Source organism: Agrobacterium sp. ST15.13.013, from assembly GCF_027956525.1.
GTDB lineage: Bacteria > Pseudomonadota > Alphaproteobacteria > Rhizobiales > Rhizobiaceae > Agrobacterium > Agrobacterium salinitolerans.
Genome location: NZ_JAQKGP010000035.1, coordinates 19,967 through 42,699, shown reverse-complemented (window position 1 = coordinate 42,699; position 22,733 = coordinate 19,967). Strand labels below are relative to the sequence as shown.

General features: G+C 60.3%; 20 protein-coding genes. 7 read left to right on the top strand and 13 right to left on the bottom strand.

Features of this window, described 5'->3' with window-relative positions; translation table 11 throughout:
• The first annotated feature begins 22 nt into the window (after positions 1-22).
• Positions 23-808 carry a TIM barrel protein gene (locus tag PL597_RS23950; protein WP_271366415.1) on the top strand — a complete coding sequence of 262 codons (786 nt, stop codon included), beginning with the start codon at positions 23-25 and terminating at the stop codon, positions 806-808.
• Between the two features lie 207 nt (positions 809-1,015).
• Here PL597_RS23950 and PL597_RS23945 read toward each other — a convergent pair whose 3' ends face one another.
• Positions 1,016-1,210 (bottom strand): LysR substrate-binding domain-containing protein, encoded by a 195-nt coding sequence (locus tag PL597_RS23945; RefSeq protein WP_333781949.1) that lies wholly within the window; start codon positions 1,208-1,210, stop codon positions 1,016-1,018.
• 321 nt (positions 1,211-1,531) lie between these two features.
• Between PL597_RS23945 and PL597_RS23940 the strand changes: the two genes are divergently transcribed.
• From PL597_RS23940 to PL597_RS26280, 3 genes are all read left to right on the top strand, one after another.
• On the top strand, positions 1,532-1,825 hold the full coding sequence (locus tag PL597_RS23940; RefSeq protein ID WP_077984009.1) for an ATP-binding cassette domain-containing protein: 294 nt from the start codon (positions 1,532-1,534) through the stop codon (positions 1,823-1,825).
• Between the two features lie 14 nt (positions 1,826-1,839).
• Positions 1,840-2,778, top strand: a complete 939-nt coding sequence (gene aztC, locus PL597_RS23935; RefSeq protein ID WP_137412000.1) for a zinc ABC transporter substrate-binding protein AztC — start codon at positions 1,840-1,842, stop codon at positions 2,776-2,778.
• A 1,257-nt stretch (positions 2,779-4,035) separates the two neighbouring features.
• Entirely contained in the window at positions 4,036-4,674 is a 639-nt protein-coding gene (locus PL597_RS26280) for a ZinT family metal-binding protein (RefSeq protein WP_416372249.1), read from the top strand.
• A 173-nt stretch (positions 4,675-4,847) separates the two neighbouring features.
• Here PL597_RS26280 and PL597_RS23925 read toward each other — a convergent pair whose 3' ends face one another.
• From PL597_RS23925 to PL597_RS23900, 6 genes are all read right to left on the bottom strand, one after another.
• Positions 4,848-6,200: a cytosine deaminase gene (locus tag PL597_RS23925; RefSeq protein ID WP_271366403.1), complete on the bottom strand. Its 1,353-nt coding sequence runs from the start codon at positions 6,198-6,200 to the stop codon at positions 4,848-4,850.
• A 31-nt stretch (positions 6,201-6,231) separates the two neighbouring features.
• A complete protein-coding gene (locus tag PL597_RS23920; RefSeq protein WP_217004000.1) occupies positions 6,232-7,203 on the bottom strand; it encodes a LysR family transcriptional regulator in 972 nt (323 codons plus the stop codon).
• Positions 7,204-7,205: 2 nt separating this feature from the next.
• The gene (locus PL597_RS23915; RefSeq protein WP_077984004.1) at positions 7,206-8,201 is read right to left on the bottom strand and encodes an isopenicillin N synthase family dioxygenase; all 996 of its coding nucleotides are present in this window, start codon (positions 8,199-8,201) and stop codon (positions 7,206-7,208) included.
• An 86-nt stretch (positions 8,202-8,287) separates the two neighbouring features.
• Positions 8,288-9,085, bottom strand: a complete 798-nt coding sequence (locus PL597_RS23910; RefSeq protein ID WP_271366412.1) for an ABC transporter permease — start codon at positions 9,083-9,085, stop codon at positions 8,288-8,290.
• Between the two features lie 4 nt (positions 9,086-9,089).
• The gene (locus PL597_RS23905; RefSeq protein ID WP_271366400.1) at positions 9,090-9,863 is read right to left on the bottom strand and encodes an ABC transporter ATP-binding protein; all 774 of its coding nucleotides are present in this window, start codon (positions 9,861-9,863) and stop codon (positions 9,090-9,092) included.
• Between the two features lie 5 nt (positions 9,864-9,868).
• Positions 9,869-10,858, bottom strand: coding sequence for an ABC transporter substrate-binding protein (locus PL597_RS23900; RefSeq protein ID WP_271366399.1), 990 nt, complete (start codon positions 10,856-10,858; stop codon positions 9,869-9,871).
• Between the two features lie 65 nt (positions 10,859-10,923).
• On the opposite strand from PL597_RS23900, the gene PL597_RS23895 reads away from it, so the two are divergent.
• Both PL597_RS23895 and PL597_RS23890 read left to right on the top strand, forming a co-directional pair.
• Entirely contained in the window at positions 10,924-11,223 is a 300-nt protein-coding gene (locus PL597_RS23895; protein WP_271366397.1) for a hypothetical protein, read from the top strand.
• 781 nt (positions 11,224-12,004) lie between these two features.
• A complete protein-coding gene (locus PL597_RS23890; protein WP_170985655.1) occupies positions 12,005-13,051 on the top strand; it encodes a LacI family DNA-binding transcriptional regulator in 1,047 nt (348 codons plus the stop codon).
• 9 nt (positions 13,052-13,060) lie between these two features.
• Here the strand turns inward: PL597_RS23890 and PL597_RS23885 are convergent, their stop codons facing one another.
• Genes PL597_RS23885 through PL597_RS23860 form a run of 6 tightly spaced genes read right to left on the bottom strand, consistent with a single transcriptional unit; the run spans position 13,061 to position 21,201 of the window.
• A complete protein-coding gene (locus PL597_RS23885) occupies positions 13,061-14,110 on the bottom strand; it encodes a carbohydrate ABC transporter permease (RefSeq protein ID WP_137412009.1) in 1,050 nt (349 codons plus the stop codon).
• A 2-nt stretch (positions 14,111-14,112) separates the two neighbouring features.
• Positions 14,113-15,108, bottom strand: a complete 996-nt coding sequence (locus PL597_RS23880) for a carbohydrate ABC transporter permease (RefSeq protein ID WP_137412010.1) — start codon at positions 15,106-15,108, stop codon at positions 14,113-14,115.
• Between the two features lies 1 nt (position 15,109).
• Entirely contained in the window at positions 15,110-16,213 is a 1,104-nt protein-coding gene (locus PL597_RS23875; RefSeq protein WP_271366394.1) for an ABC transporter ATP-binding protein, read from the bottom strand.
• Positions 16,213-17,565: a polygalacturonase PglB gene (gene pglB / locus PL597_RS23870; protein ID WP_271366410.1), complete on the bottom strand. Its 1,353-nt coding sequence runs from the start codon at positions 17,563-17,565 to the stop codon at positions 16,213-16,215. The genes PL597_RS23875 and pglB overlap by 1 nt, the downstream gene beginning before the upstream one ends.
• Positions 17,566-17,570: 5 nt before the next feature.
• On the bottom strand, positions 17,571-18,665 hold the full coding sequence (gene bglB, locus PL597_RS23865; protein WP_271366393.1) for a beta-galactosidase BglB: 1,095 nt from the start codon (positions 18,663-18,665) through the stop codon (positions 17,571-17,573).
• Between the two features lie 13 nt (positions 18,666-18,678).
• Positions 18,679-21,201, bottom strand: coding sequence for a hypothetical protein (locus PL597_RS23860; protein WP_271366392.1), 2,523 nt, complete (start codon positions 21,199-21,201; stop codon positions 18,679-18,681).
• A 194-nt stretch (positions 21,202-21,395) separates the two neighbouring features.
• Between PL597_RS23860 and PL597_RS23855 the strand changes: the two genes are divergently transcribed.
• Complete coding sequence (locus PL597_RS23855; RefSeq protein WP_271366390.1) at positions 21,396-22,676, top strand: ABC transporter substrate-binding protein; 1,281 nt, start codon at positions 21,396-21,398, stop codon at positions 22,674-22,676.
• The last annotated feature ends 57 nt before the right edge of the window (positions 22,677-22,733 follow it).

Here is a 22,733-nt window from a genome sequence, read left to right as displayed (position 1 = left end):
CCCTTTATCAGTGAGGTCTTTCATGCGTTTTGCCCTCAACCACATCACCGCGCCGAAGCTTTCCGTTGAGACGTTCTTCGCGACAGCCCGCGAACTCGGCCTCACTGAAGTCGAAATCCGCAACGACCTGCCTGATATCGTCGGCACGGTGGAGCCGGCGGCCGTGAAGGCGGCGGCCGAAAAGGCCGGCGTGACGATCATCTCGATCAATGCGCTTTATCCCTTCAACGTCTGGTCGGGCGACCTGCCTGCGCGGGCCGTCGCCATGGCCGATTATGCGGCGGCAAGCGGCGCGAAAGCGCTGGTCATGTGCCCGCTTAACGACGGTACAGTGGTTTCCTTCGACGATCTCGTGGCGGCGTTGAAGGCCATGAAACCGATCCTCGAGGAACGTGACCTGATTGGTTTCGTCGAGCCGCTCGGTTTCCCGATCTCTTCGATGCGCACCAAGGCCGAAGCGATCAGGGCCATCGATGCGGCAGGCGGCGGCGATGTCTACAGGCTGGTGCACGACACCTTCCACCACCATCTCGCAGGCGAGACGGAGTTCTTCCCCGAACGTACCGGCCTCGTGCATATTTCCGGCGTGATCGACCCCGGCGTCTCCGTCGCCGACATGCTGGACGCCCACCGTGTACTGGTGGATGGAGGCGACAGGCTGGAAAATATTGCCCAGATCAGGAGGCTGGAGGCGTCCGGTTACAAGGGACCTTACAGTTTCGAACCCTTCGCAACCGAGGTGCACGAGTTGAAGGATCCTGGCGCTGCCGTGCGGGACAGCATCGACCATATCTGCCAGGCGCTCTGAACGCCTTGCCGCCCGCGGTTCGCTGCGGGCGGCGATTTATGGACGGTTTGAGGCGCGGCCGATGGCTACATTGCATTGCAGCCACAGCGGCAGCAAATGGCCTTGCGATATCAACTCGTGACACAAGTCCTTTCGAGGCTGCTGGACTGAACGTGATCACTCCCTGGTCCAAGTGGGGCTCGGTAAGACCCAAAAACTCAAGCGACGTTACGCTTTCGCGCGCTGTCTAGGAGCATAAACGACCACTATCATCGCTTGAGATATCTGGCCTCTGCCGGGATAGTAGAGATGGTAGCCGATGAAAGGCAAACTCCAGTCGTCAAGCACAGCCCGTAATTGCCCGTCCGCGATTTGTTGCTCCACCAAAGCCTTTGGCACATATGTGATTCCAAATCTCTGGATTGCTGCTCAGGGGAATCCGAAGAACACGCGATAACTTCGGCCAAGAGCGAGAACGCCGCCCGTTGCTGCGCGCATCTCCTGCGTGATCGCGAGCGCCAGATGAATGCCGGATGAGATGACCGATGCCGCCCGCGAGGGATGGGCAAGCCAGCCGCAAAAGAAATCGAAGGCTTCACAACTGCATCAGCCCCTGCCAGCATCCCGATCCGATGCTTGATCTGTTATAACGTCACATTATCGGTTGACGAATGTAATAACATTACATAAGCAGTCCCGGTTAATTCCGAGCGACCGCGATGGAGGTCGACCGAAGGGAAAAAGATGCAGGACGTCTGCCTGACATTCAGCGAATTGACGCTCGGGTACAAGAGGAATCCCGCTGTACACCACCTGACCGAAGCGGTGCACAAGGGCAGCCTCGTCACCGACGTTGGCGGCAATGGATCGGGAAAGTCGACCTTGGTGAGGGGCATTGTTGGACTGTTGCGACCGATGAGCAGCGCCTGCCTGGTGGCCGCCGGCGCGCCGCGCCGTCTATTTCCTGTCCGTCGTCGCAAGCCCTCGCGGCATGCTTCTGCCGCGGTCCCTTCATCTGACTGCCTGATCTCAAGCTAAATCTGGAAACACCAATGAAGAAACGAACGTTCCTTTTTGCCGGTCTCCTTGTCGCCTCGCTCGGCACATTGGGTGCGCCTGCCTATGCGCAGGACAAAAAACTGTCGGTCGTGGCGAGCTTTTCCATCATCGGAGACCTGGCAAAGCAGGTCGGCGGTGATCACATCGAGCTTAGAACGCTTGTCGGTCCGGATGGCGACGCGCATGTCTATGAACCGCGCCCCGCCGATGCCATGGCCTTGGCCCGCGCCGACGTCATTCTTGTCAACGGCCTGCTTCTTGAAGGGTTCATGGAGCGCCTGATCGAGGCAAGCCAGACCGATGCGCCGGTCACCGCCATCACCGACGGCGCCGACATCCTCAATGACCCGACCGGTGGCCATTACCATTTCGTCGACGGCAAGGCGATTTTTCATGCCACACCGAATGATCCGCATGCCTGGCAATCGGTTGGGAATGTCAAAACCTACGTCCAGAACATCGAAAAGGCGTTTTGTGCAGCCGACGCTGGCGGATGCGAAGCCTACAAGGCGAACGCTGCTACCTACACTGAAAAATTGGCGGCGCTCGACGCCGACATCAGGGCGCAGATCGGCAAGATTCCACAGGATCACCGTGTGGCGGTCGTCGCGCACAATGCCTTCCGTTATTTCGAGCGGGATTATGGCATATCCTTTCTGTCCCCGCAGGGTGTTTCGACTGAATCCGAGGCTTCTGCCGCAGACGTCGCCTCCCTCATCCGTGAGATTCGAGAGAAGAAGGCTGCTGCCGTGTTCTCGGAGAACATTTCCGATGCGCGGCTCATCGAACAGATCGCGTCTGAGGCCGGGCTTGAGCTTGGTGGCGTCCTTTATTCCGATGCCCTCTCTCCACCGGATGGCCCGGCGCCAAGCTACATCGAGATGATGCGATACAACGTCAAGACGCTCTCGCAGGCCATCAATCGCGGCTGAGCTCACTGAAGCAGTCTCGAATCCCACCCAGCAACGTTACGATATGTCATATAGAAGGAGAGAAACGTGAGACATCTGATCCCGGGCGTATCCGCTCTTGCCATGACGGTAAGCCTGTTCGGGCCTGCTGCCTTTGCTGAAGAGAATGAGGAAAACGTCACGCTATATCGCGTGTTCGTCGGCGACCATGAAGCAGGCAAGGTAACCGCCTTTGATCTTGGCAAGCCGGAGAACCGCTGGACGTTTGAGACAAAGGGCCAGAACAAGCTCTACAGCGTCAACGAAGGCGCTGCCATCGTCTCAGTCCAGTCGGACGACGATGCCGTAAACTTCATCAACAGCGGCATCTCGCTGCATTCTCACGGCGATCATTCAGACATTGAAATCGAAGAGCCGAATGCGGTTAAGGAGGCTTTGACTGGACCTCGGCCGTTCCACGTCATTGATCACGACGGCAAGGTGGTAATCAATTTCGACAAGGGCGGCTATGCGGCCATCGTTGATGCGCACGAGCTTTCGCACGGCGAAGTCGAGTCGAAGGAGTTAAAGCAGGCACGGGCGCATCATGGCTTTGCCGCTCCCGTGGGTAGCGGTTGGGTTACGACGGTCGCTTCCGATGCACTGGTCGAGGGCGATGCCGCTCCGACGCGCGTTGGACTGCGCGCCGTGAAGGAAGATGGAACACCGGCGGGTGATGTCGCCACCTGCACCGGCATCCACGGCGAGGCGTTATCAGGGGCATATCTCGCAGCAGGTTGCAAGGAAGGCATCCTGACGGTAACTGCGGGCAAGGATGGCCCCGTTACAAAAATGCTGACCTACCCTGCCGATCTGCCGGCAGGCCAGACCACAGGCACGCTGCTTGGCGCCAAAAGCCTGCAGGTCTTCCTGGGCAACTACGGCGCCAAGGGCCTCGTTGTGGTCGATCCCATCGATGCGCCGAACTTCCGTTACATCGAACTGCCGTTCCGCCGTATCGACTTCGCTCTCGATCCGGCAAACGCGCGCTTCGGATACGTTCTGACTGAAGACGGCTCGCTGCATCAGATCGACGTTCTTGACGGGAAGGTTACCAAGAGCGCCAAAGTAACCGAGCCCTATTCCATGGACGGTCACTGGAACGATCCGCGCCCCCGCATCGCCATGGCGGGCGACGAGGTCGTCATGAGTGATCCGAATGCTGGACTGGTCCGTCGGATCTCCAAGGAAGAGCTCAAGGAAGTCGGTACGATCAAGGTTGAGGGCAAGCCCTACAACATCGCGGTTGCCGGCGGCAGCGGCAAGGTTCACGAGGGTGAGGGGCATGATCATGCCGGTCATGACCACAACCACGATGGTGAGCACGCGCACAGCCATGGCGATCCGAAAATTTACGCCGGCTATTTCGAAGACGCCCAGATCAAAGACCGCCCGCTCTCGGACTACGCCGGCGATTGGCAGTCGGTCTACCCGTATCTGAAGGATGGCACACTCGAGCCGGTTTGGAAGCATAAGGCTGAAAAGGGTACCACGAGCGTTGATGACATCCGTGCCGAGTACGAGGTCGGTTACAAGACCGATGTCGAGCGCATCACCGTCGAAGGCGACATGGTGACCTTCTACGAAAAGGGCAAGCCGCTGGCCGGTCGCTATGCCTATGATGGCAAGGAGGTCCTGACCTACAAGAAGGGCAACCGAGGCGTCCGCTTCATCTTCAAGAAGACCGAGGGCGATGCGGCAGCACCGCAGTTCATCCAGTTCAGTGATCACCAGATTGCGCCGAACAAGGCCGACCACTATCATCTCTACTGGGGCAATGACCGCGCCGCGCTTCTGAACGAGGTGACCAATTGGCCGACCTACTATCCGTCCTCGAAGAAGGCGGATGAGATCGTGCGCGAGATGAAGGCCCACTGATCAGGCGATAGATTTGCAGATAATTGAAAGGCGCCCGGCGGCCCGCCCGGCGCCTTTTCGCATTCATCCAGACATGGAGGTTCTGCGGCGGCTGCGTCCATGATTTGTCTGCACCCAGCCGAAACTCAACACGCCGCTGTCCCTTGGTGTTTCAAGCATGAGCAGCGCCGGACTTACACCGTCCGAAAATCGGCCAGCTTGCTGTAGGAGGGCAATGTCCTGTTGGATAGGATCCCCTTGCGGAGAATGATACGATCGGCGTGTGGGCGGGCGATGACCTGATCGAGACTCCAGGCCTCCAGGATCATCAGGTCCGCCGGGCGCCCCACGCTGATCGTGCCGGCGTCAATGCCCATGATGCGGGCCGGTGCTGGGCCGGCAAGCGCGGCTGCATCCGCGTAAGGGTGGTCGAGGTGAAGGATACGTACCGCCTGCCGCCAGGTATCCAGCATGTCATGGTCGCCATAGGCAAAGAAGGGATCACGACAATTATCTCCGGCCGCAGCCACCCGAATGCCCGCCGCCCGCAGTTCCTTTACCGGCGTGACCCCACGCCAGCGCGGGGTACGACCGTCTTTGCGGTCCTGAAGATACATGTTGACTGTTGGCAGCGTGATGATCGAAATGCCGGCATCCGCGATCAGCGCGATAGTGTCGCGTAGTTCCTGCTCGCCCAGAAGCGCAAGCGAGCAGCAGTGGCCGCAGGTTACGCGCCCCTCGTAGCCATGGCGGATGGCGGCACGCGCAACATGCGGCAAAGCATCGGCTTGCGCGGCCTCATCGACATGCAGGTCGACATTCAGTTCCCGCTCCTTCGCCAGCACGAACAGCCGATCAAGCAGCAGGTCGATATCGTCGAGGCTTGCCCCGTGCGTTCCGCCGGAGGCACGGGTGACGCCACCCAGCAGGCCGTCGTGGCCGGCAACGATATCTGCAAGACGCGCGCCATAATCGTCGCTGTAGGCATCAAGTGGCACGAGGCCGGCGGCTTGCAGGGTGATGCGGCTTTTCCAGCGCTCGCGCACCTCTGCAAAAGCGTTCCAGGTGATTTCCGCTTGTCCCTCGTGGCTGTCGAGATGGGTGCGGATGGCTGCAACGCCATGGGCGTCAGCCGTCGCAAGGCCGAATTCCATCCGCCGCAGAAGGTCATCGGTGTTCCAGTGGGCGAGACGGTCCGCCGTGGTTGCCGCGCGCGCGCCAGGATGCGTTCCTCCGGAATCGGGCGCTCGGCCCAAGGTGTGGCCCTTGTCGAGATGGGCATGTGCGTCAATCAGCAACGGCCAGACATGGCGGCCGTCGAGTGCGACTGTATCTTCATCACTGTCGACAAAGGTGGGCATTATGGCCGCAATCCTGCCGTTCTCGATCAGAATGTCGACGAGCGCCGAGCCGTCCCGGTCCACCTTGGCAAAATCAGGCACGTCATCGGCAAGCAGGGCGACCGGCACGCGCGCCTTTGCCAGACGAATGCGCTCGGGTCTCGCCAAACGGGCGGCAAGGTTGGGAAATAGGGAAATATCGTTCATGGCGGGTCTCTATCGGGTGGGTGCCGGGCAGTCAGCTCTCGTCGAACGAGGCAAGCAAACGCTCCTGCGCAAATTGCATGAAATGGCTGCCGGCAGGCGAGAGTGAGCCGCGGGCGCGGTGGAGGATATTGAGCCGTTGCAACGAGCCGGTTCCGGTCAGCGGGATGAAAACCAGTTCGCCGGTCGCAGTCTCGCGATCCACATCGAGTCTGTTGAGGAACGTGATGTGAGGCGCTGTCCGGGCAAGGCGTTTCATCAGTTCCATCGAATTGGTCTCTACAACGGGAACGAGGGTGGCCCGCGCCGGGGCTGTCGCCTCAACGACCTCGCGCAGCGACAGTGACCGATCCGCCAGAACCAGCGGATAGAGCAGGCAATCGGACATGCGCACGGTGCTGCGGGTTGCGAGCGGATGGGTGGGAGCGACGACCGCGCCCAGCGCGTGACGGAATTCCGCGGCGCGTTGCAGCCGGGTGTCGTCGGGCAGGTTGTAGGCGACGGCGAGATCGGCTTGGCCGAGTGCCACCATCTCTGCGACGGTCGTCCGGTCGCCCACCATGATCCGCAGGCTGACCTGCGGATGTTTTTCGCGGTAGGCTGCAACGATCTCGGCGATCCGGCCGGCAGCAAGTGTTGCCATCGTCGCAATCACCACCTCACCGCGATTCAATCCCTTGAGCGACTGGATTTGAGCACGCATTCGCTGATGAGCCTGCAGGGTTTCGCGAATATGCTGGATCAGGATTTCACCGGAGCTGGTCAATTTCAGTCCGCGGGGCAGACGCTCGAAAATGGGCGCTTGCAGCTCTTCTTCAAGTTCCAGGATGTAGCGGTTCACCGCAGAGGCGGCGACATGCAATGTCTTTGCCGCCTTGCGGATAGAGCCCTGTCGGGCAACCTCGTCGATATAGCGCAGCGCGCGTCCATGAAGCATGATGGGTCCGTTGCCTGACGGGAGTCGGATTGACTGTTCCACGATGTCACCGCAACGGACCATCTTCAACGTCACTTCTTGGCGAAATTGGCGTTGATGCGGCGGGTCAGGTACTCGCCGGCGGTGATCGGCTCGTATTTACCGAGCGGACCCTGCATGACCGCATCGCGGTTTGCCTGGCAGAAGAAAGGCAGCGACAGGCGCCGCCCCATGTATTCGCCCTCGCGCGGCATGCGTACCCGATGCAACGTCGATTGCAGTTGGTCGTCCGACCAGCGCATCAGCATGTCGCCGATGTTGCAGGTGATGTAACCCTTGCGCGGCGGAACATCCGTCCATTCCTTGAGGGCCGCATCTTTGCCCGGGCATACCTGAAGCCCGCCTTCGCCTTCCTTTTGATGAAGGATGGTCAGGCAATCGAAGTCGGAATGGGCGCCGGCACGCCATGAGGTAAAGTCTTCCGGCTTGGCACCTTCCATCGACATGTAATGGATGAGCCGCAGCGTCGACTGGTACTGATCCGAAGATGGGTCATGCGCCACGGTGAAGAAATCCTCGGCAAAGCCCATCTTCAGTGCGAAGCAGGAGAGGATGCGCATGCCGAGTTCCCAGTTCTGACGCTCGAAGCGGAGCATCTTTTCCCGAAAGCCTGGAAGATCCTCTTCGCTCGGCCAGAGATTGAGGCGGATCATGTCCGGCCGGGTGAGCTGGAAACTCTCCTTGTTGTCCGGCGTGCCTGTGGAGGGACGAACCTGCGCCTTGAATTCCCAGCCGGCATTGATGCCCTTCGGCATCGGGGTTTTTGCCTTCACCTCTGCCGGCAGTTCAAAGAACGTCCATGCCGTGTCGAAGGCCGCGTCGATGTCTTCCTGGGCGATGCCGTGGTTGTATACCTGGAAGAAGCCGATATCGATCGAGGCCTGCCAGAGTGCATCGGCGATCTCATGCTTGCGGTTATCGAAGTCGGAAAGGTCGATGACGGGGATTTCCCGGTCAACGGTCGTGCCCATGCCGCCGATGGTTGCTTCCTTGGCGAGTTCTGCAAGCGTGTCGGTCTGGATATTCATACGATTCTCCTTAGGTGGATGCCGGCGCGCCGGCGGTTGAGGAGCAATGTCCGGGCAAGGCCCGACTGCTTCTACTCCGGATGGGCTCAGCTGCTCTTCGGCAGGCTCCAGGGAAAGAAAAGTTTCTGCGTCAGCACCACGGCCTGAAACAGCAGCAGCGACATAGTGGCCAGTACCAACAGACCGGCCCAGGCCTGCGGCAGCTTGAACAGCGAGGTCGAAAGCTGGATGAAGTAACCGACGCCTGCTTCCGAGGCGCAGAATTCCGCGACGACGGCACCTATGACGGCGAGCGTGATCGAGATTTTCAAGGCCGAGAAGATGTAAGGCACCGCAAAGGGCAGACGGATCTGGGTAATTTCGCGAAAGCCGGAGGCGCGCAGGCTTCGCGATAGTTCAATCAGCTCGGGCGGGGTCGCGGCAAGGCCCGTTGCGGTTGAGACGACAAGCGGAAAGAAGGTGATGAGACAGGTGATGACGATGCGTGGTGCATCGCCGGCCCCGAGCACCACGATGATGATCGGCGCGATCGCCACCACCGGCGTCGATTGCACGACGACGAGCAGCGGATAGAGCGTTCGCGACAGGAAGGGCGAGCGCATCATGACGACCGCGAGCGGAATGGCGATGACGATGGACATCGCGTAGCCGATCAGCGCCACCCGCAGCGTTGCGACGATGTGGCCCATCCAGCGTTCGAGGCCAATAGAAGAGAACGAGCCGAGGATCGCACTCGGTGGTGGAAGCAGATAGGTGGGGATAGACAGGAGCCGCGCCGCCGCTTCCCACAGAAGCACGGCACCGATAAGAGCCGCAGCGGTCGTGATGCCCGGCCATGCGAGCACCTGCTTGAGGAAAGCAACTGGTGGCGTGCGGGTCTGCATGGCCTCAAGCCGCGTGGCGGGTGAGGAGGAGATCGCGGAGGTGGTTGGAGAGGTCATGGATCGCCTTGTCCTTTGTAGTTTCAGGGCCACGCGGCCGGCCCACGGGTACGGTAACTTCGGTCAGGATCGAACCCGGTCGGCCGGTCATCACCAATACCCGGTCGGACAGAAGCGCAGCCTCGTTGACCGAATGCGTAATGAAGACCACGGTCTTCGGGCGCTCGGAGAAGATACGCAGAAGGTCGAAGCCCATCACCTCGCGCGTCAGCGCATCCAGGGCCGAGAAGGGTTCGTCCATGAGCAGGATATCTGGATCCATGAGCAGCGCGCGGGCGATACCGACGCGCTGCTGCATGCCGCCAGACAACTCGTCCGGCAGGCGTTTCTCGAAGCCGGACAGCCCGACCATCTTCAGGAGTTCACCCGCGCGCTCGCGCTCCTGTGCGGTCACCCGGCCGGTCTTGTGGCGTGCGGGAAATACGACATTGTCTTCGACGGTGGCCCAGGGAAGCAGCGTCGGTTTCTGAAAAACGATGCCGATGTCATCACGCGGGGCCGTCACCGGCAGGCCGAAAACCTCCACCGAGCCGGATGTCGGCTTCAGCAGGCCGGCGATCATGCGCAGCAGGGTCGATTTCCCGCACCCCGAAGGACCGAGGATCGAGACGAACTCATGCCGTGCCACATCGAAACTGACGTCGCGCAGGGCTTCCGTGCGTCCGGATCGGGTCTCGAAAACCTGTCCCAGCCTCTCGAAGCGAATAGCGGGCATCGCCATGAGCGTTACTCCGTTACCATGAAGGTGCGGTTGACCATGGTTTCCGGATCGAGCTTGGCCGGGTCAATGTTCTGCGCTTGGGAAACACGGCGCCAGGTTTCAGCGAGGCGAGCTGTTTCAAAGGCGCCGAGGCCGTCCTTGTCCGTCACCTCGTTGAAAATGAGCGGCAGCGTGTCCTTGAGCGAACCCTGAACATCTTCAGAGCCGAGCTCCGGCACGATGGCGGTGACGGCCGAAGCCGCCTTCTCCGGATTTTCCTTGGCGAACTCGACTGATTTCTTGTAGGCCGCGACGAAGCGCGCGGCGACCTGCGGACGCTTGGCGAGGAAATCATCGCTGGCGATGAGAGATGCGGAATAGAGCTCGAGACCGGCGGCAGACCACGGCAGGGCAATGATTTCCTTCCCGGCTTCCTTGCCCTGATTGCTGTAGCGCGTGAGGTCGGTCATCCAGGCGATGATGCCGTCGGCATTGCCGGTCATCAGCATGGGTCCGAGCGCGCCGGGATCAGCCTTGATGAGTTTAACATCCGCCATGTCGATGCCGGCATCCTTAAGCACCAGTGGCAGATAAACATTCGACGATGTGAATGGCGACGTCGCGATCGTCTTGCCCTTGACGTCGGCGACACTTGTAATCGCGCCGCCCTTGGTGACGTAGAATGCATGCGGCCCCTTGTTGAACAGCGACATGACGGCGGTCACCTTCACGCCCTCATTGGCGCGGGCGGCCATCAGGGCACCGATATCCGAAACGCCGATGTCGGAGGATGCAGCGGCGAGGCGCGAGATGGCGTCGGTCGAGCCGCGACCGGAAGCGATCTCCACCTCAAGGCCGGCTTCCGAACAGAAACCTTCCTGGAGGCAGACATAGATCGGCGCCTTGTCGCCGCCCGGCAACCAGTCAAGCTGAAAGATCACCTTGTCAGCGGCGGATGCCGCGCCGGCGGCAAGGGTGGCGGCAAGTGCATAGGAGGCAAGCTTGGTGCGGCACATAGGGCGACCTTTCACAACTAGTGTTCGGTTTTTAAGGACGGGCAGGGCGTGGTGATGCGGTCCGGATGGAATCCATCCGCAAGGAACCTGGCAATGGCGCAATTGCGTTTTTCAGGACGCTCGCTGCTCAGGCATGCAAAACACCGATGCGCATGAAGATGATAAGCTCCATCATCGATCTCTGCGGAATTTGGAATAAGGTTACTGACTTTACACGGCATTTAGACATCTCCCCGACAGATTTACCCGTCGAGCAATGTCCAGAACTCAAGCTCAGACCGCTTCTACTCGCAGGTCATTTGTCTCACGAGGAAGCCGACTTTAGCAAGAGCTTCGATGAAATCTTATGCTTGCAAAAAATTTAGGCAAAAAGCGCTTTTGCCTGATGGAGCATTGATCGAAGATTTCGTAAGATTCTGAATTCAAGACGAAATTCCTATTGAGAGGCGTTCCGCAGTTGCCCAAGAAATTCGCGTCCTAATAATTAGAACGGATCGAGCGGAAATCTCTTCTTGGCGGTTGGCGAAATCGACCGCCTGTCGCGGTGGTAACAATGCCGTATCGGTCAGTTAGCCCGGGAGAGATATCCGCGTGCTTGTCATATCGGTTGCGATGCCTCTGGACTGCTTGATCCTGTGGACAGTTCCATGAGATTGCATCGCCAATAGACCGGGCGTGAGAACTCGAAAGAGCCCTTGCGATTACTCTTAGCCGGAAGTTGGCCCAGTCGCGGCGTCCGACATCGCCGGCGTGTATCCAGCCGGAGCACCCTGCAGTGGCCTGGAGTGGTCCACGAAAGTCACCCCGGAGGATCTGGATGGGAAAGCCCTCACTGCCTTGTCTCCTGGGAACACGACGCGGCGTGCCGTCGCCGCCGTCTTTCGTGACCGATCAACCAAGCGGAAGGTCGTGCTGGAACGCCGTATTCCACCGCCATCTGCGCCATGGACGAAGGAACGCTCGGCATTGGCCTCGTCATGCGCGGTCACAAAAAACCAAGAGAAATCAATTCCGCATTTACGGATGATGCTGTAGTCTTTTGCAGACTAGAGAGCAGCAAACAGGCACGGGTAATCTTTAGATCGACTGCGTGAGGCAGGCTTTCTGCCCGCACCGTCTGAAGAAGAGTGGTTGAATTTTCCCTATATGAAAGCGGATAGGAAGACGACGCTTAAGGACGTGGCGCGGGAGGCGAATGTTTCGCTGAGCACGGCTTCGCACGCCATCAACGGCACCGCACCCTTGACCACGCAGGTTCGCGACCGGGTGTTGGAGGCGGCACGGGCGCTCGGTTATCTCGAGAACCGCAGGCAGAAGGCGACGATCGCCACCCTGCGCGTGGTGCTTCTGGCCATGACCAATGATGCCGCACCGCAAAGCGATCTCAACATGGTCAGCTGGACGATGCTGAACGGTTTCCGGCGTGAATGCGAGCGGCGCGGCATTCGCATCGTTCCCTATGTCAGCGCAACGAGCCGACTCGACCCGGTTGCGGTGGCGGCGGCGGCGGATGCTGAAAAGGTCGACGGTATCGTCATCCTGAACGATGACAGGCCGCAACTGGTCGAGGCGCTGTCTGCGCTTGCGCGGCCGGTGGTGCTGATCAATGGCGAGGACCCGGCCATGATCGTCGATACGGTAACGGCCGAGAACCGTTTTGGTGCGCGGCTCGGCATCGAACATCTGCTGTCTCTTGGGCATCGCAATATTCTTCACATCACCTGGAAGGGCCGCACAACGATCCGCCGCCGTTACGATGGCTATAGCGACGCGTATCTAGCGGCAGGTCTCGCTGTTCCCGCCGATATGGTCATCGAGGTGGAGAGCTATGAGCCCGAATGGGGCGAGGACGCCATCCGCCGTCTACTGGCCGAAGACAAGCCGCTCAGAAACGCCACCGCGATTTTCTGCGCCGCCGACAATCTGGCGCTTGGCTGCCTGAAGGCCCTGACAGAGGCAGGAATCCGGGTGCCGGACGATGTTTCGGTGCTGGGGTTTGACGATATCATGCCGGCGGCCTTCAGTGCGCCGCCGCTCAGCACCATCCAGTTGCCCGCCGACCGGTTGGGCGGTGCGGCGCTTTCGCTGCTGGAGCAGCGCCTTATGGCGGCCGATCCGACACGTCCAGCGCACCGGCTGGAGCTCGGTTGTCGGCTGGTGTTGAGGGGCAGCATTGCGCCGCCCCCCAAATGATTTGTCGTTTTATTTCATGCCCGTGCCGGCAATGCCTGTGGTGATGTAGCGCTGCAGGAACAGGAATACGACGGTGACGGGTGCGAGGCTCAGGAAGGTCATGGCCAGGATATAGTGCCATTGCACCGAGAACTCCCCCTGGAAGGCGTTCAGCCCCACCTGCAGCGTGAAGTTTTCACGGCTGCTGAGAACGATCAGCGGCCAGAGGAAGTCGTTCCAGCGCCAGAGCACCGAGAAGATGGCGAGGACCGCAAGCGCCGGGGCCGTCAGCGGCAGGATGATGCGCCAGAATATGCGGAATTCGCTTGCCGCATCGACGCGAGCCGCCTCGATCAGTTCGTCGGGAATGGTCAGCATATATTGCCTGAGCAGGAACACGCCGGTCGGCGTCGCGACCGTCGGGATGATGACGCCCCAGAGATTGTCGACGAGGCCGACGCCGACGATCACGAGATAGGCCGGCACCATGACGACGGTGAGCGGGATCATCAAGGTGGAGATGATCAGCACGAAGATCGCTTTCTCGCCGCGGAAACGGTATTTCGACAGCGCAAAGGCGGCCATGGCGTTGACGATCAGCGTCAGGACGGTTGCGACGAAGGTGACGAAGACCGAGTTCTTGAGGAAGGTCAAAAAGCTGAACCGGGTGAGCGGATCGGTAAAGTTTTCCGTCGCAACGGTCAGTTTCTGGACAGGCGTTATTTCGCGGGTATCGACGCTGACGGGCGGGCCGGGATTGGCGGGATCGACCATCTGGGCTTTCAGGCCGATGCGACGGACCATGGCCATTTCCCGCTCCATGCCGTCGATGGGGGCTTTCCACAGGCTGAGAGGTTTGTCGTAACCCTGCACTTCCACCTGCACGGCGGCGCGTGGCAGAAGGCTCGGCGGAAACCGGGTGATTTCGGCTTCCGGTTTCAGCGATGACATGGCGGCCCAGACGACCGGGATGAGGACGGCAAGCGTGCCGCCGATGAGCCAGACCCAGGAGAGGATATCGGTGAGGCCGATTCGGCCGGGGCGGCGGGTGCGAGTGAGGAAAGAGACGGCGTTGGACATGGTCAGGACTCCATCTTTTTGCCGAGGCGCAACTGCACGAGGGTGAGTGCAAGAAGCACCAGGCCCATCAGAACCGATGCGGCGGATGCCAGGCCGAAGAGCCTCAGATCGCTGCCGAAGGCCATCTGGTAGATATATTGCACCACGAATGTATTGGCCGTGCCCGGTCCGCCGCCATTTGTCAGAACCCATGCCTCATCAAAGATCTGGACGGAGCGGATCATCAAGAGGATGAGCACGACGAGCAGGTTGGGGCCGAGAAGCGGGAGGGTGATGCGCAGGAGGGTGCGCCGGGGTGAGGCGGCGTCGATGGCGGCGGCTTCATAGAGGTCCTTCGGGATGGCCTGAAGGCCGGCGAGCAGGATCAGCGTATAAAAGCCCATGTGGAACCAGACCGAGACCACAACGACGAAGAACCGCGACCAGCCGACATCCAGCAGGAAGATTTCCGGCGGCACGCCCAGCATCTGGAAGAAGGCGTTGAGGAGGCCGTTGCGGTCCAGAAACCATTTCCAGATGAGGCCGATGACGACTGGCGACAGCAGGACCGGGTAAAAGAACATGGCGCGAAAGAAACCGCGCGCAGCAATCGCCCTGTTGAGGATGAGCGCGGTGATGAGCGCGACCAGCAACGTGGCGATGACGTTGAAGCCGACGAACCACAGCGTGTTCCAGATTGCCGTCCAGAACAGCGATTCCCGGCAGCTGCCGGGGTCCATATAGCTCTGGCAATCCAGCAGCTTGCCGAAATTCTCCAAACCGACGAAGGGGCGGTCGGAGATCAAAAGTTCGGTGCCGCCGGTAAAGGCGTAACCCACGGCAATGGCAATAGGCAGGAAGGTGAAGATGCCGAAAAGAACGAGGTTCGGCATCAGGAAGATATAGGGCATGCGCCTTTTGCCGATCAGCCGCTCGATGAAGTTGAGCGGCACTTCGGCAATCGCCATCACGGCATCGAGCGCGCGGTCGGACAGTCTCGCAAGCTTCGGATTGGCCATGCTAACCTCTCCCTTCGCTCGCGAGGCGCGGCAGCGCCAGTTCGGTGGCGGGATCGAAGACATGCACCTTTTCCCGCGCTGGCATGATCTTCAGCACCGAGCCGGAAGCGGGGGCGAAATGGCCGGCCTGGTGCACGATGATCTGTTCTTTCTCGCCCTTGATATTGCCGTAGAGATAGGTCTCGGTGCCGAGGCTTTCATGATACTGAACCTCGAACGGCAGGCCGGTATCCGCGATGGTGAAGTGCGAGGGGCGGATGCCCGCAAGAACCGCCTGCCCGGGACTGACAGCCGCCGGATCGACAAGGCAGGGCAGGGACACGCCGTAACCGGCATCGATGGCGATGCCGCCGTCTTCGCCCTTGGTGATGGTGCCCTTCAGCATGTTCATGCGCGGCGAACCGAGGAAACCGGCGACGAAGAGATTGCGCGGATTGTCAAAAAGCTCAAGCGGGCTGCCCACTTGCTCGATGCGCCCGGCGCGCAGCACCACGATCTTGTCGGCCATGGTCATGGCTTCAACCTGATCGTGGGTGACATAGATCATCGTCGTTTTGATATCACGGTGCAGCCGGGTGATTTCGGCCCGCGTCTGCACGCGCAGCGCCGCATCGAGGTTGGAAAGAGGCTCGTCGAACAGGAAGATGTCAGGCTCGCGCACGATGGCGCGGCCGATGGCGACACGCTGGCGCTGGCCGCCGGAAAGCTGTTTCGGTTTGCGGTCGAGATAGGGCTCGATGGCCAGCATGCGCGCCGCCTCGTTGATGCGGCTTTCGATTTCCGCCCGCTTGAAACGCAGGTTCTCCAGCCCGAATGCGAGGTTCTTGCGCACGCTCATGTGTGGATAAAGCGCGTAGGACTGGAAGACCATGGCGATCTTGCGCTCGGCCGGCGACAGCGCGCTGACATCGCGATTTCCGATGGCGATGCTGCCCGACGTCACGTCTTCCAAACCGGCGATGATGCGCAGCAGCGTCGATTTTCCGCAGCCCGAGGGCCCGACGAAAACGACGAATTCGCCATTTTCGATCTGAAGATCGATATCATGCAGCACATGAACGGCGCCGAACGCCTTGTTGAGGTTTTCGAGTTGCAGACTTCCCATCATATGCTCCCTTCAACCGAGCTCGCCGTCGCGACGATCTCCTGACCGTTCCATCTCTCGGGCAAGGGCATCGCTCTTTTGATGGCGACATCATCAGCCGAAAAGTCGTGAACGCCTTCCAGATAGATCGCGGGCATGCCGCCCGGATAATCCTCCATGCCGACAATCCGGCCCTCAGCATCCTGCGTCCAGGCATTGGCGCGACCGGCCGCATCGGCGCTTGGCGCTATATCGGCATTGGTGGGGCGCAGATCGTATTGCAGGCCGGTGCCGAGCTTGCCTGGCTGCTGCGCAAGTGTGATGCGCTCGAACCTGACATTGTGAATGCCGGCCGCCGAGGTGGAGACAAGATTGATTGCTCCTTCCATCGAACCGCTTAAGTCTTCCACGATCAGATTGTCGACTCTGCCGGCCTGACGCTCCGGGCGGCGGTCGACAACGGTGACGGTGACCGCTTCGCCAGAACCCCAGAAACCGCCCGGCGTTTCATGGCACTCGGCCTCGATCCTTGAAAAGCGGATGTTCCGCATCGCGCCGCCATCACGGGAGAAAAGACCCATGCCGCGGTTTGACTGCACGACCTTGCAATCCTCGAACACCACATCTGTAAAATCGCCGAAGGATTCCGTGCCGAGCTTCAGTGCGCAGCTCATGCTGGAAACGGTGCAGCGGCGAACCGTGATATCGGCGCAGGCTCCTACCGCCTTGCCATCCGGCCCGGCACTGGTCTTCAGGCAGATGCCGTCATCGGCGGTCGAGATGAAGCAATCCTCGATCAAGGCGCGCCGGCAGGCGTCCAGCACGATGCCGTCCGTATTGGGAAGGCGGCGGTCGTTTTCGATGCGCAGATTGCGGAAATGGAGGTCCTCGCAATCGACCATATGCAGCGTCCACATGGGGGAGCCACTAACGTTCAGGTTTTCAAGACGGACGTTGCGGCAGCTTTCAAGCACCATGACGCGCGGGCGCTTTTTCGCCGGGATATAGGTGCCCATGGCCTTGTCGTCGCCGATGATGAAGTTTTCACCGCCGGCCTCGATGCGGCCTGGACCCGTGACGGCGATATCGCTTGCGCCGTTCGCGATGATCATGCCGCGATCGGAGTCTTCGGCAATCACCGAAACACGGGTCAGCGCGTAAGCGTCGTAGTCTGAAACCGGCGCGAGTACCGCATCTTCGGCAAGGTGCAGTTCTACGCCACTTTTGAGCTGGAGACCGGCGCTGACGTGCCGTCCCGCCGAGAGAGAAACGCGCCCACCGCCTGCTGATGACGCGGCATTGATAGCCTGCTGGATGGTCGCCGTGGCATCGAGGCCACTGGCCGCAACTGTGATGTCCTGACTGATGTTCATGTTGCTCACGATGCCTTTGGCCTTTTCAGAAAAACGTCGATAAGAAGCAGCATGGTCAGTGCCTGCCCATAGGGCGTGGGCAGGTTGGGAATGCGGCGGTAGAAATCGAGATCATGGCCCATCGGCGTGCCGTCGGAGACGCCGTGAACGACGCCTTCGTCATCGATATTGCCAAGCACCGCTTTCAGCGCACGTTCCGCATGGGGACGGTTCTCTTCACCGAGAATGCCGGCCTCGATGCCGCGCAAAATGCCATAGGCGATGCCGGCCGTCGCCGATGTCTCGACCGGCGAGGTCGGGTCATCGAGCAACGTATGGAACATGCCGTCTTCGCGCTGATATTTTCTTAGCGACCGCACCTGGCTTGCCAGCACATTGGCGAGGAAACGTTTGTCTTTCCCCGCAAGGGTCGGCACCAGTTCGAAGAGTTCGGGAATGGCGACAGTGATCCATGAATTGCCACGCGCCCAGAAGGCGTCCGCGAAATTGTGGCGCCCGTTGAAGGTCCAGCCGTGATACCAGAGCCCGGTGACGGGGTCGGAGAGATATCGCGCATGGATCATGAACTGGTAGACGGCTTCATCAATCCAGTCCTGACGTTTGCAGACGATCCCGGCGCGGGCGAGAAACAGACAGGCCATGAACAGCGTGTCGTCCCAGAGCTCCCCGTCATTCAGCCGTTCCTTCACGACATGCTGGAAACCGCCATCTTCGGTTTTCGGCAATTGATGCACCAGCCAGTCGGCCCAGTCCTCCACCAGCGCCCGGAAATCCGGCCGGTCGACATGTTCGGTCAGAATGACGAGCGGCAGCATCGGCGCGGAACTGTTGATCTGGCGCGGCGGCAGGCCACGCTCGATCTGCCAGCCATACCATGTCACGAGGTCGTCCAGTGCCTTCCGGTCGTTGGCGGCGAGCGCCCGCCGCAGGAAGCCGTAAAGACCGACACCCACTTCCCAGTCCCATTCATCGAACTGGATCTTGCCATCGGAACTGCCGCTGACCAGACCTTCCTGAATACCCTTGAGGCGGCTGAAGGCGGCGGCGACATTGTCGATGGTCGTCCTGAGAGTGTCTTTTTCCATGCTTGGCTGGTTCATCTGTCAATTCCGCTTAGGAGTAGAAGGGGTTTGAAGCGCTGCCCGAAGCCGGGTCGGCGCTGTCGAAGGTGATTTCCGGTTGCGGCTGGTCGTGGTCGAAGGCCATGGCCTGTCCGCCAATGATGAATGCGCCGTCCCAGTTGAGAGTGAGTGCCGGCCCGGCGGGTGGGGTGACTGAGAGCAGCCTGCTCTCGGCATCAAAGGTGACCCGTGTGGCGAGGATTTTCTCGCGGAAACGGGCGAACGCTTGCATGTCGCCGCGGCCGATGACACCGACCCAGCCGGCGCGGCGGCCGGGTGATCTGATCTCGCGGTTGGCGGTGGCGCCAGAGGTGACGGGCTCAAGGCCGTTTGTGGCGTAAAGGGCGGCAAAGCCGCGGCCGGAACGGGTGATGAGCCAGTTGCCTTCCACAAGCACCTCCTCCAGCCCGTCGCGGCCGAGATAGACGTGGGTCCAGTCGTTGCGGTGATCCTCAGTGTCGAAGATCAGCATCGCCAGATCGCGATGTTGCGCCACGCGCGGCAGGATGCCGCTACCCGCCCAATAGGAGGGGCGTTGCGTGCCCCACGGATCGTCCTCACCGGGATGATTGACCCAGAGCCGCGCCATCGGGTGGCCGGCAAGCTTGATGTCCATGACGTGCTGCTGGTGGCCCTTGCGGCCGGTCTTGTGATCGACAACGGTGGAAAGCTGGGCGGCCTCGTTCTTGAACAGTACGAGCTTGCCGGGCTCCAGCCCCTGCGCATAACGCGCCTCGACCATGCGGCCGCTTTCCAGCTGGGAGAGGGCGGCAAGATGCGCCGGCGGCAGGTAGTTGCCGCAGCAGAACATCGGCAGCGAGGCAACGCCATTGTTCAGCCAGCCCTGACCGAAAGCGACCTGCGCAAACGGCGCCAGTTCCGTCAGCGGCCCGGCGCGCAGCTCCTTGTCATAAGCCCGCCCTTGCGAACCGGAGGGAACGCCGCCGAGCGTGTGCAGCGCGATCATTTCGAAGATGAGATCGATCTGGTGGCGCGCGCGGGCGGCAAGCTCCGGTCCCGCCCAATGTTCGACGGCGAGAAGGCCGATGAAATCCACCGGATAATAGGCAGCGGAGTTCCATTCGGCCAGCCCATGGGCCTCGACGCTGTCGAACCAGCGCTCCAGACGGTCGGCCGCCAGCGCCGCCTGTTCTCTGCCGGTGCGGCCCGACGCGGCGAAGACGGCATCCGGCAGATACTCGCCAGCCAATAGCTGGCTGGTGTGGAAGCAGAGAACATGGTTCTCGCTCCAGAACCACATGACGTCATTGCCCGGTTCGTCCACCCAGTAGCGATAGCCGAGGATCGAGGCATCGATCCGCGCCCGCATCTCTGCCGGCAGGCGGTCCCCATAGGCACGCACCAGCCACAGAAGCGGGATCATGACGAAATCGGAGCAGTCTTCCCGCCGATCAATGGAATGCAGCGTCGCATCGACGATGCCGCCGATCGTCTCGATGTCATCGCTGCCGGTGGCGACCATCGCCAGCGCGCGGCCGATGCGCCAGGCGCCGAAGCGGGCGCTGAAGGAAAGCGCGGCCTTTTTTCGCTCGTTGATATCGGCGTTGGATGCTTCCGGCGCGATATCATGGATGAAAGCGGCGTCGATGACGCGGGTTACCGTTCCCGTTCCCGAACCTATAGTGATTTTGACACCGTGATACCCATCCGAAATGCCTGTCGTTTCGGGGATCGTCAGCGAGGATTGCCCCGCCTTCAGCACCGTATCCACCTCCGCAAGCGTGGCGCGCTCATGGCCATGGCTTTTGACGGCGATATGCACCGGCACATCGTGCGAAGGCGGCGCCCCGAAGACCAGTTCGAGGGCCGAACCGGAAAACACGTCCCGTGCCGGATGAACATCGCGCACCAGCGCAGCAAGGCGCTTCGTCTCCTCGCGGTCGAGCGGCACGGGCAGCACGACGGTCAGCGGCTCGGCGTCGACGACCTCAAGCTCGAAGAACCAGATGATGTCGCGCTCCGCCAGATCCTCACAGAGCAGCAGCACCTCGTTATCGCCGGCCGAAAGATCGAGCGTGATGTCACGGCTGCTTTCGACATTGCGGATGAAGGGTTCGAAACGGACCTGTTCGACGCCGCCGACCCAGATGCGGACGCCACCGCAGGTGCGCAGCCGAAAATGCGCCTTCCTTGCAGTCTCGCTGCGGAAGGTGCCCTTCAGCCAGCGCTGCACATGGGTGGGTACATGCCAGAAGCCGGTGAATTCGACGCGGCGGTTGGAGCCCGGCAGGTTGAGATGCGAAACTGCAAAGCCATTCTCGGGTGCGATATCGCGGCCGATCATGGTCTGCTGGAAGGCCTTGCGGCAGGGCAGGTCGCCCACATCCACGAAACCGTTGATGAAGCGATAGTTCACTCGGTCTTCGGCGGGGGCCGCGGTGCCGGGAAATGAGGTCTCCACCGGATCGGAGACGATCCAAGCGGTCACCGTTTCGCCGTTTGCGACGGTATATGTCGGCTGCGACGCGTTCGCCGCAAATGGTCCATCCGTCATAATGGATCGCCTCCCGTCGATCTTTATGAAAATATTTTCACAAACCTGTTTTAGCTCTTTCGCTTAGATTTGTGCGATTTCGCCAAAACAAACAGCTTGACGTTTATTCTGTCAAGTCGCAAAACATTATAAATCGAATTAAGCAGAGGAGCTTTCGTTCGATTTATGAAAATATTTTCATTGGGAGGATGAGCATGATGAAATTGTTTTCGGGCGTCAGCGCCCTCGTAGTGGCTTCAGTCGCCGGTCTTGCGACGGCCCAAGCCGAGACCCGAACGATTACTTTCCTTTTTACGGATGACGACCAGGGGTACGTGCAGCGCATGGCCGATCTCAGCAAGGAGTTCGAGGCTGCCAATCCGGGTGTGAAGATCAATTTCGTGTCTTCGGGTTATGATGCGGTTTCCAAGCAGCTGCCGGTGCAGCTTGCGGTCGGCGAAGGTCCTGATATCGCCAAGATCACCGACTGGCAGCTTGCACCCTATTATCTCGACATGCGCCCTTACATGAAGGATGCGGATGCCTTCGCCAAGCTGCACGGTTCGAGCCTCGATCAGCTTCGTCTGCCGAATGTCAACGATCCGCAGTCGATCAACGGTTATATGGCGTCGCAGACGCTGAACCTGCCCTTCGTCAACAAGACGCTGTTCGAGCAGGCGGGTGAACCCTTGCCCGGCCCAACGGCGAAGTTAAGTGAGATCGTTGAAGCGTCCGCCCGCGTCGCCAAGGCGACCGGCGTGCAGATCCCCTTCACCATGGACCGTTCCGGTCACCGCTTTTCCGGCGGCGCCTTTTCTTACGGTTCGACCTATGTGAAGGACGGCAAGTTCAGCTTCCCGGATGAGGCGGCCAGGAAATACATCGCCGATATCTATTCATGGACACAGAATGGCAGCTTCCCCAAGGAAATGTGGGGTGCGGCCGGCGGTTCGCAGTACAAGAACATGGGCGACGAATTCGTCAACGGCAATGTCGTGACCTATCTGGCCGGTAACTGGATGGTCAATCCGTTCCAGAACAAGATCGGCGACAATTTCGAATGGACGGCGATCAATGCGCCCTGCGGCGATGCCGGATGCTACGCCATGCCCGGCGGCACCGCCATTGTCGGCTTCAAGCGCACCAAATATCCGGAAGATGTGGCGCACTTCATCGAATTTCTCGGCTCCGAAAAGGTGCAGCGGGAAATCGCCGAGAACTACGTCATCCTGACTGGCGCGGAGATCGTCGATCCGCAATACAAGCTAAAGAGCGAAGACGCCAAGGCGGCGATGAAGGTATTCCTCGACAACAAGAAGAACGTGCCGCAGGCGGCCCGCGATTTCGAACGCGTCAAGGGCGGCAGCGCCATGTATCAGCAGATCGTGCAGCGCATGAGCCAGCTTATCGTCGGCGAATTGACGCTCGACCAGACCTACAAGGTTCTGGAAGACGACGTCGCAAAGATAAACGAGGCGGTTGCGGTCAAGAAATAAGAGCGCCGCTTCGAGATAAAAAAGTCGATCTGCCCGGAGCAAGCTTCTGGCAGATCG

Coding starts and splice junctions, on each gene's coding strand:
- PL597_RS23950 (WP_271366415.1), top strand. CDS start 23: ATGCGTTTTGCCCTCAACCACATCACCGCGCCGAAGCTTTCCGTTGAG.
- PL597_RS23940 (WP_077984009.1), top strand. CDS start 1,532: ATGCAGGACGTCTGCCTGACATTCAGCGAATTGACGCTCGGGTACAAG.
- aztC (WP_137412000.1), top strand. CDS start 1,840: ATGAAGAAACGAACGTTCCTTTTTGCCGGTCTCCTTGTCGCCTCGCTC.
- PL597_RS23925 (WP_271366403.1), bottom strand. CDS start 6,200: ATGAACGATATTTCCCTATTTCCCAACCTTGCCGCCCGTTTGGCGAGA.
- PL597_RS23915 (WP_077984004.1), bottom strand. CDS start 8,201: ATGAATATCCAGACCGACACGCTTGCAGAACTCGCCAAGGAAGCAACC.
- PL597_RS23910 (WP_271366412.1), bottom strand. CDS start 9,085: ATGCAGACCCGCACGCCACCAGTTGCTTTCCTCAAGCAGGTGCTCGCA.
- PL597_RS23905 (WP_271366400.1), bottom strand. CDS start 9,863: ATGGCGATGCCCGCTATTCGCTTCGAGAGGCTGGGACAGGTTTTCGAG.
- PL597_RS23900 (WP_271366399.1), bottom strand. CDS start 10,858: ATGTGCCGCACCAAGCTTGCCTCCTATGCACTTGCCGCCACCCTTGCC.
- PL597_RS23895 (WP_271366397.1), top strand. CDS start 10,924: ATGGAATCCATCCGCAAGGAACCTGGCAATGGCGCAATTGCGTTTTTC.
- PL597_RS23890 (WP_170985655.1), top strand. CDS start 12,005: ATGAAAGCGGATAGGAAGACGACGCTTAAGGACGTGGCGCGGGAGGCG.
- PL597_RS23885 (WP_137412009.1), bottom strand. CDS start 14,110: ATGTCCAACGCCGTCTCTTTCCTCACTCGCACCCGCCGCCCCGGCCGA.
- PL597_RS23880 (WP_137412010.1), bottom strand. CDS start 15,108: ATGGCCAATCCGAAGCTTGCGAGACTGTCCGACCGCGCGCTCGATGCC.
- PL597_RS23875 (WP_271366394.1), bottom strand. CDS start 16,213: ATGGGAAGTCTGCAACTCGAAAACCTCAACAAGGCGTTCGGCGCCGTT.
- pglB (WP_271366410.1), bottom strand. CDS start 17,565: ATGAACATCAGTCAGGACATCACAGTTGCGGCCAGTGGCCTCGATGCC.
- bglB (WP_271366393.1), bottom strand. CDS start 18,665: ATGAACCAGCCAAGCATGGAAAAAGACACTCTCAGGACGACCATCGAC.
- PL597_RS23860 (WP_271366392.1), bottom strand. CDS start 21,201: ATGACGGATGGACCATTTGCGGCGAACGCGTCGCAGCCGACATATACC.
- PL597_RS23855 (WP_271366390.1), top strand. CDS start 21,396: ATGATGAAATTGTTTTCGGGCGTCAGCGCCCTCGTAGTGGCTTCAGTC.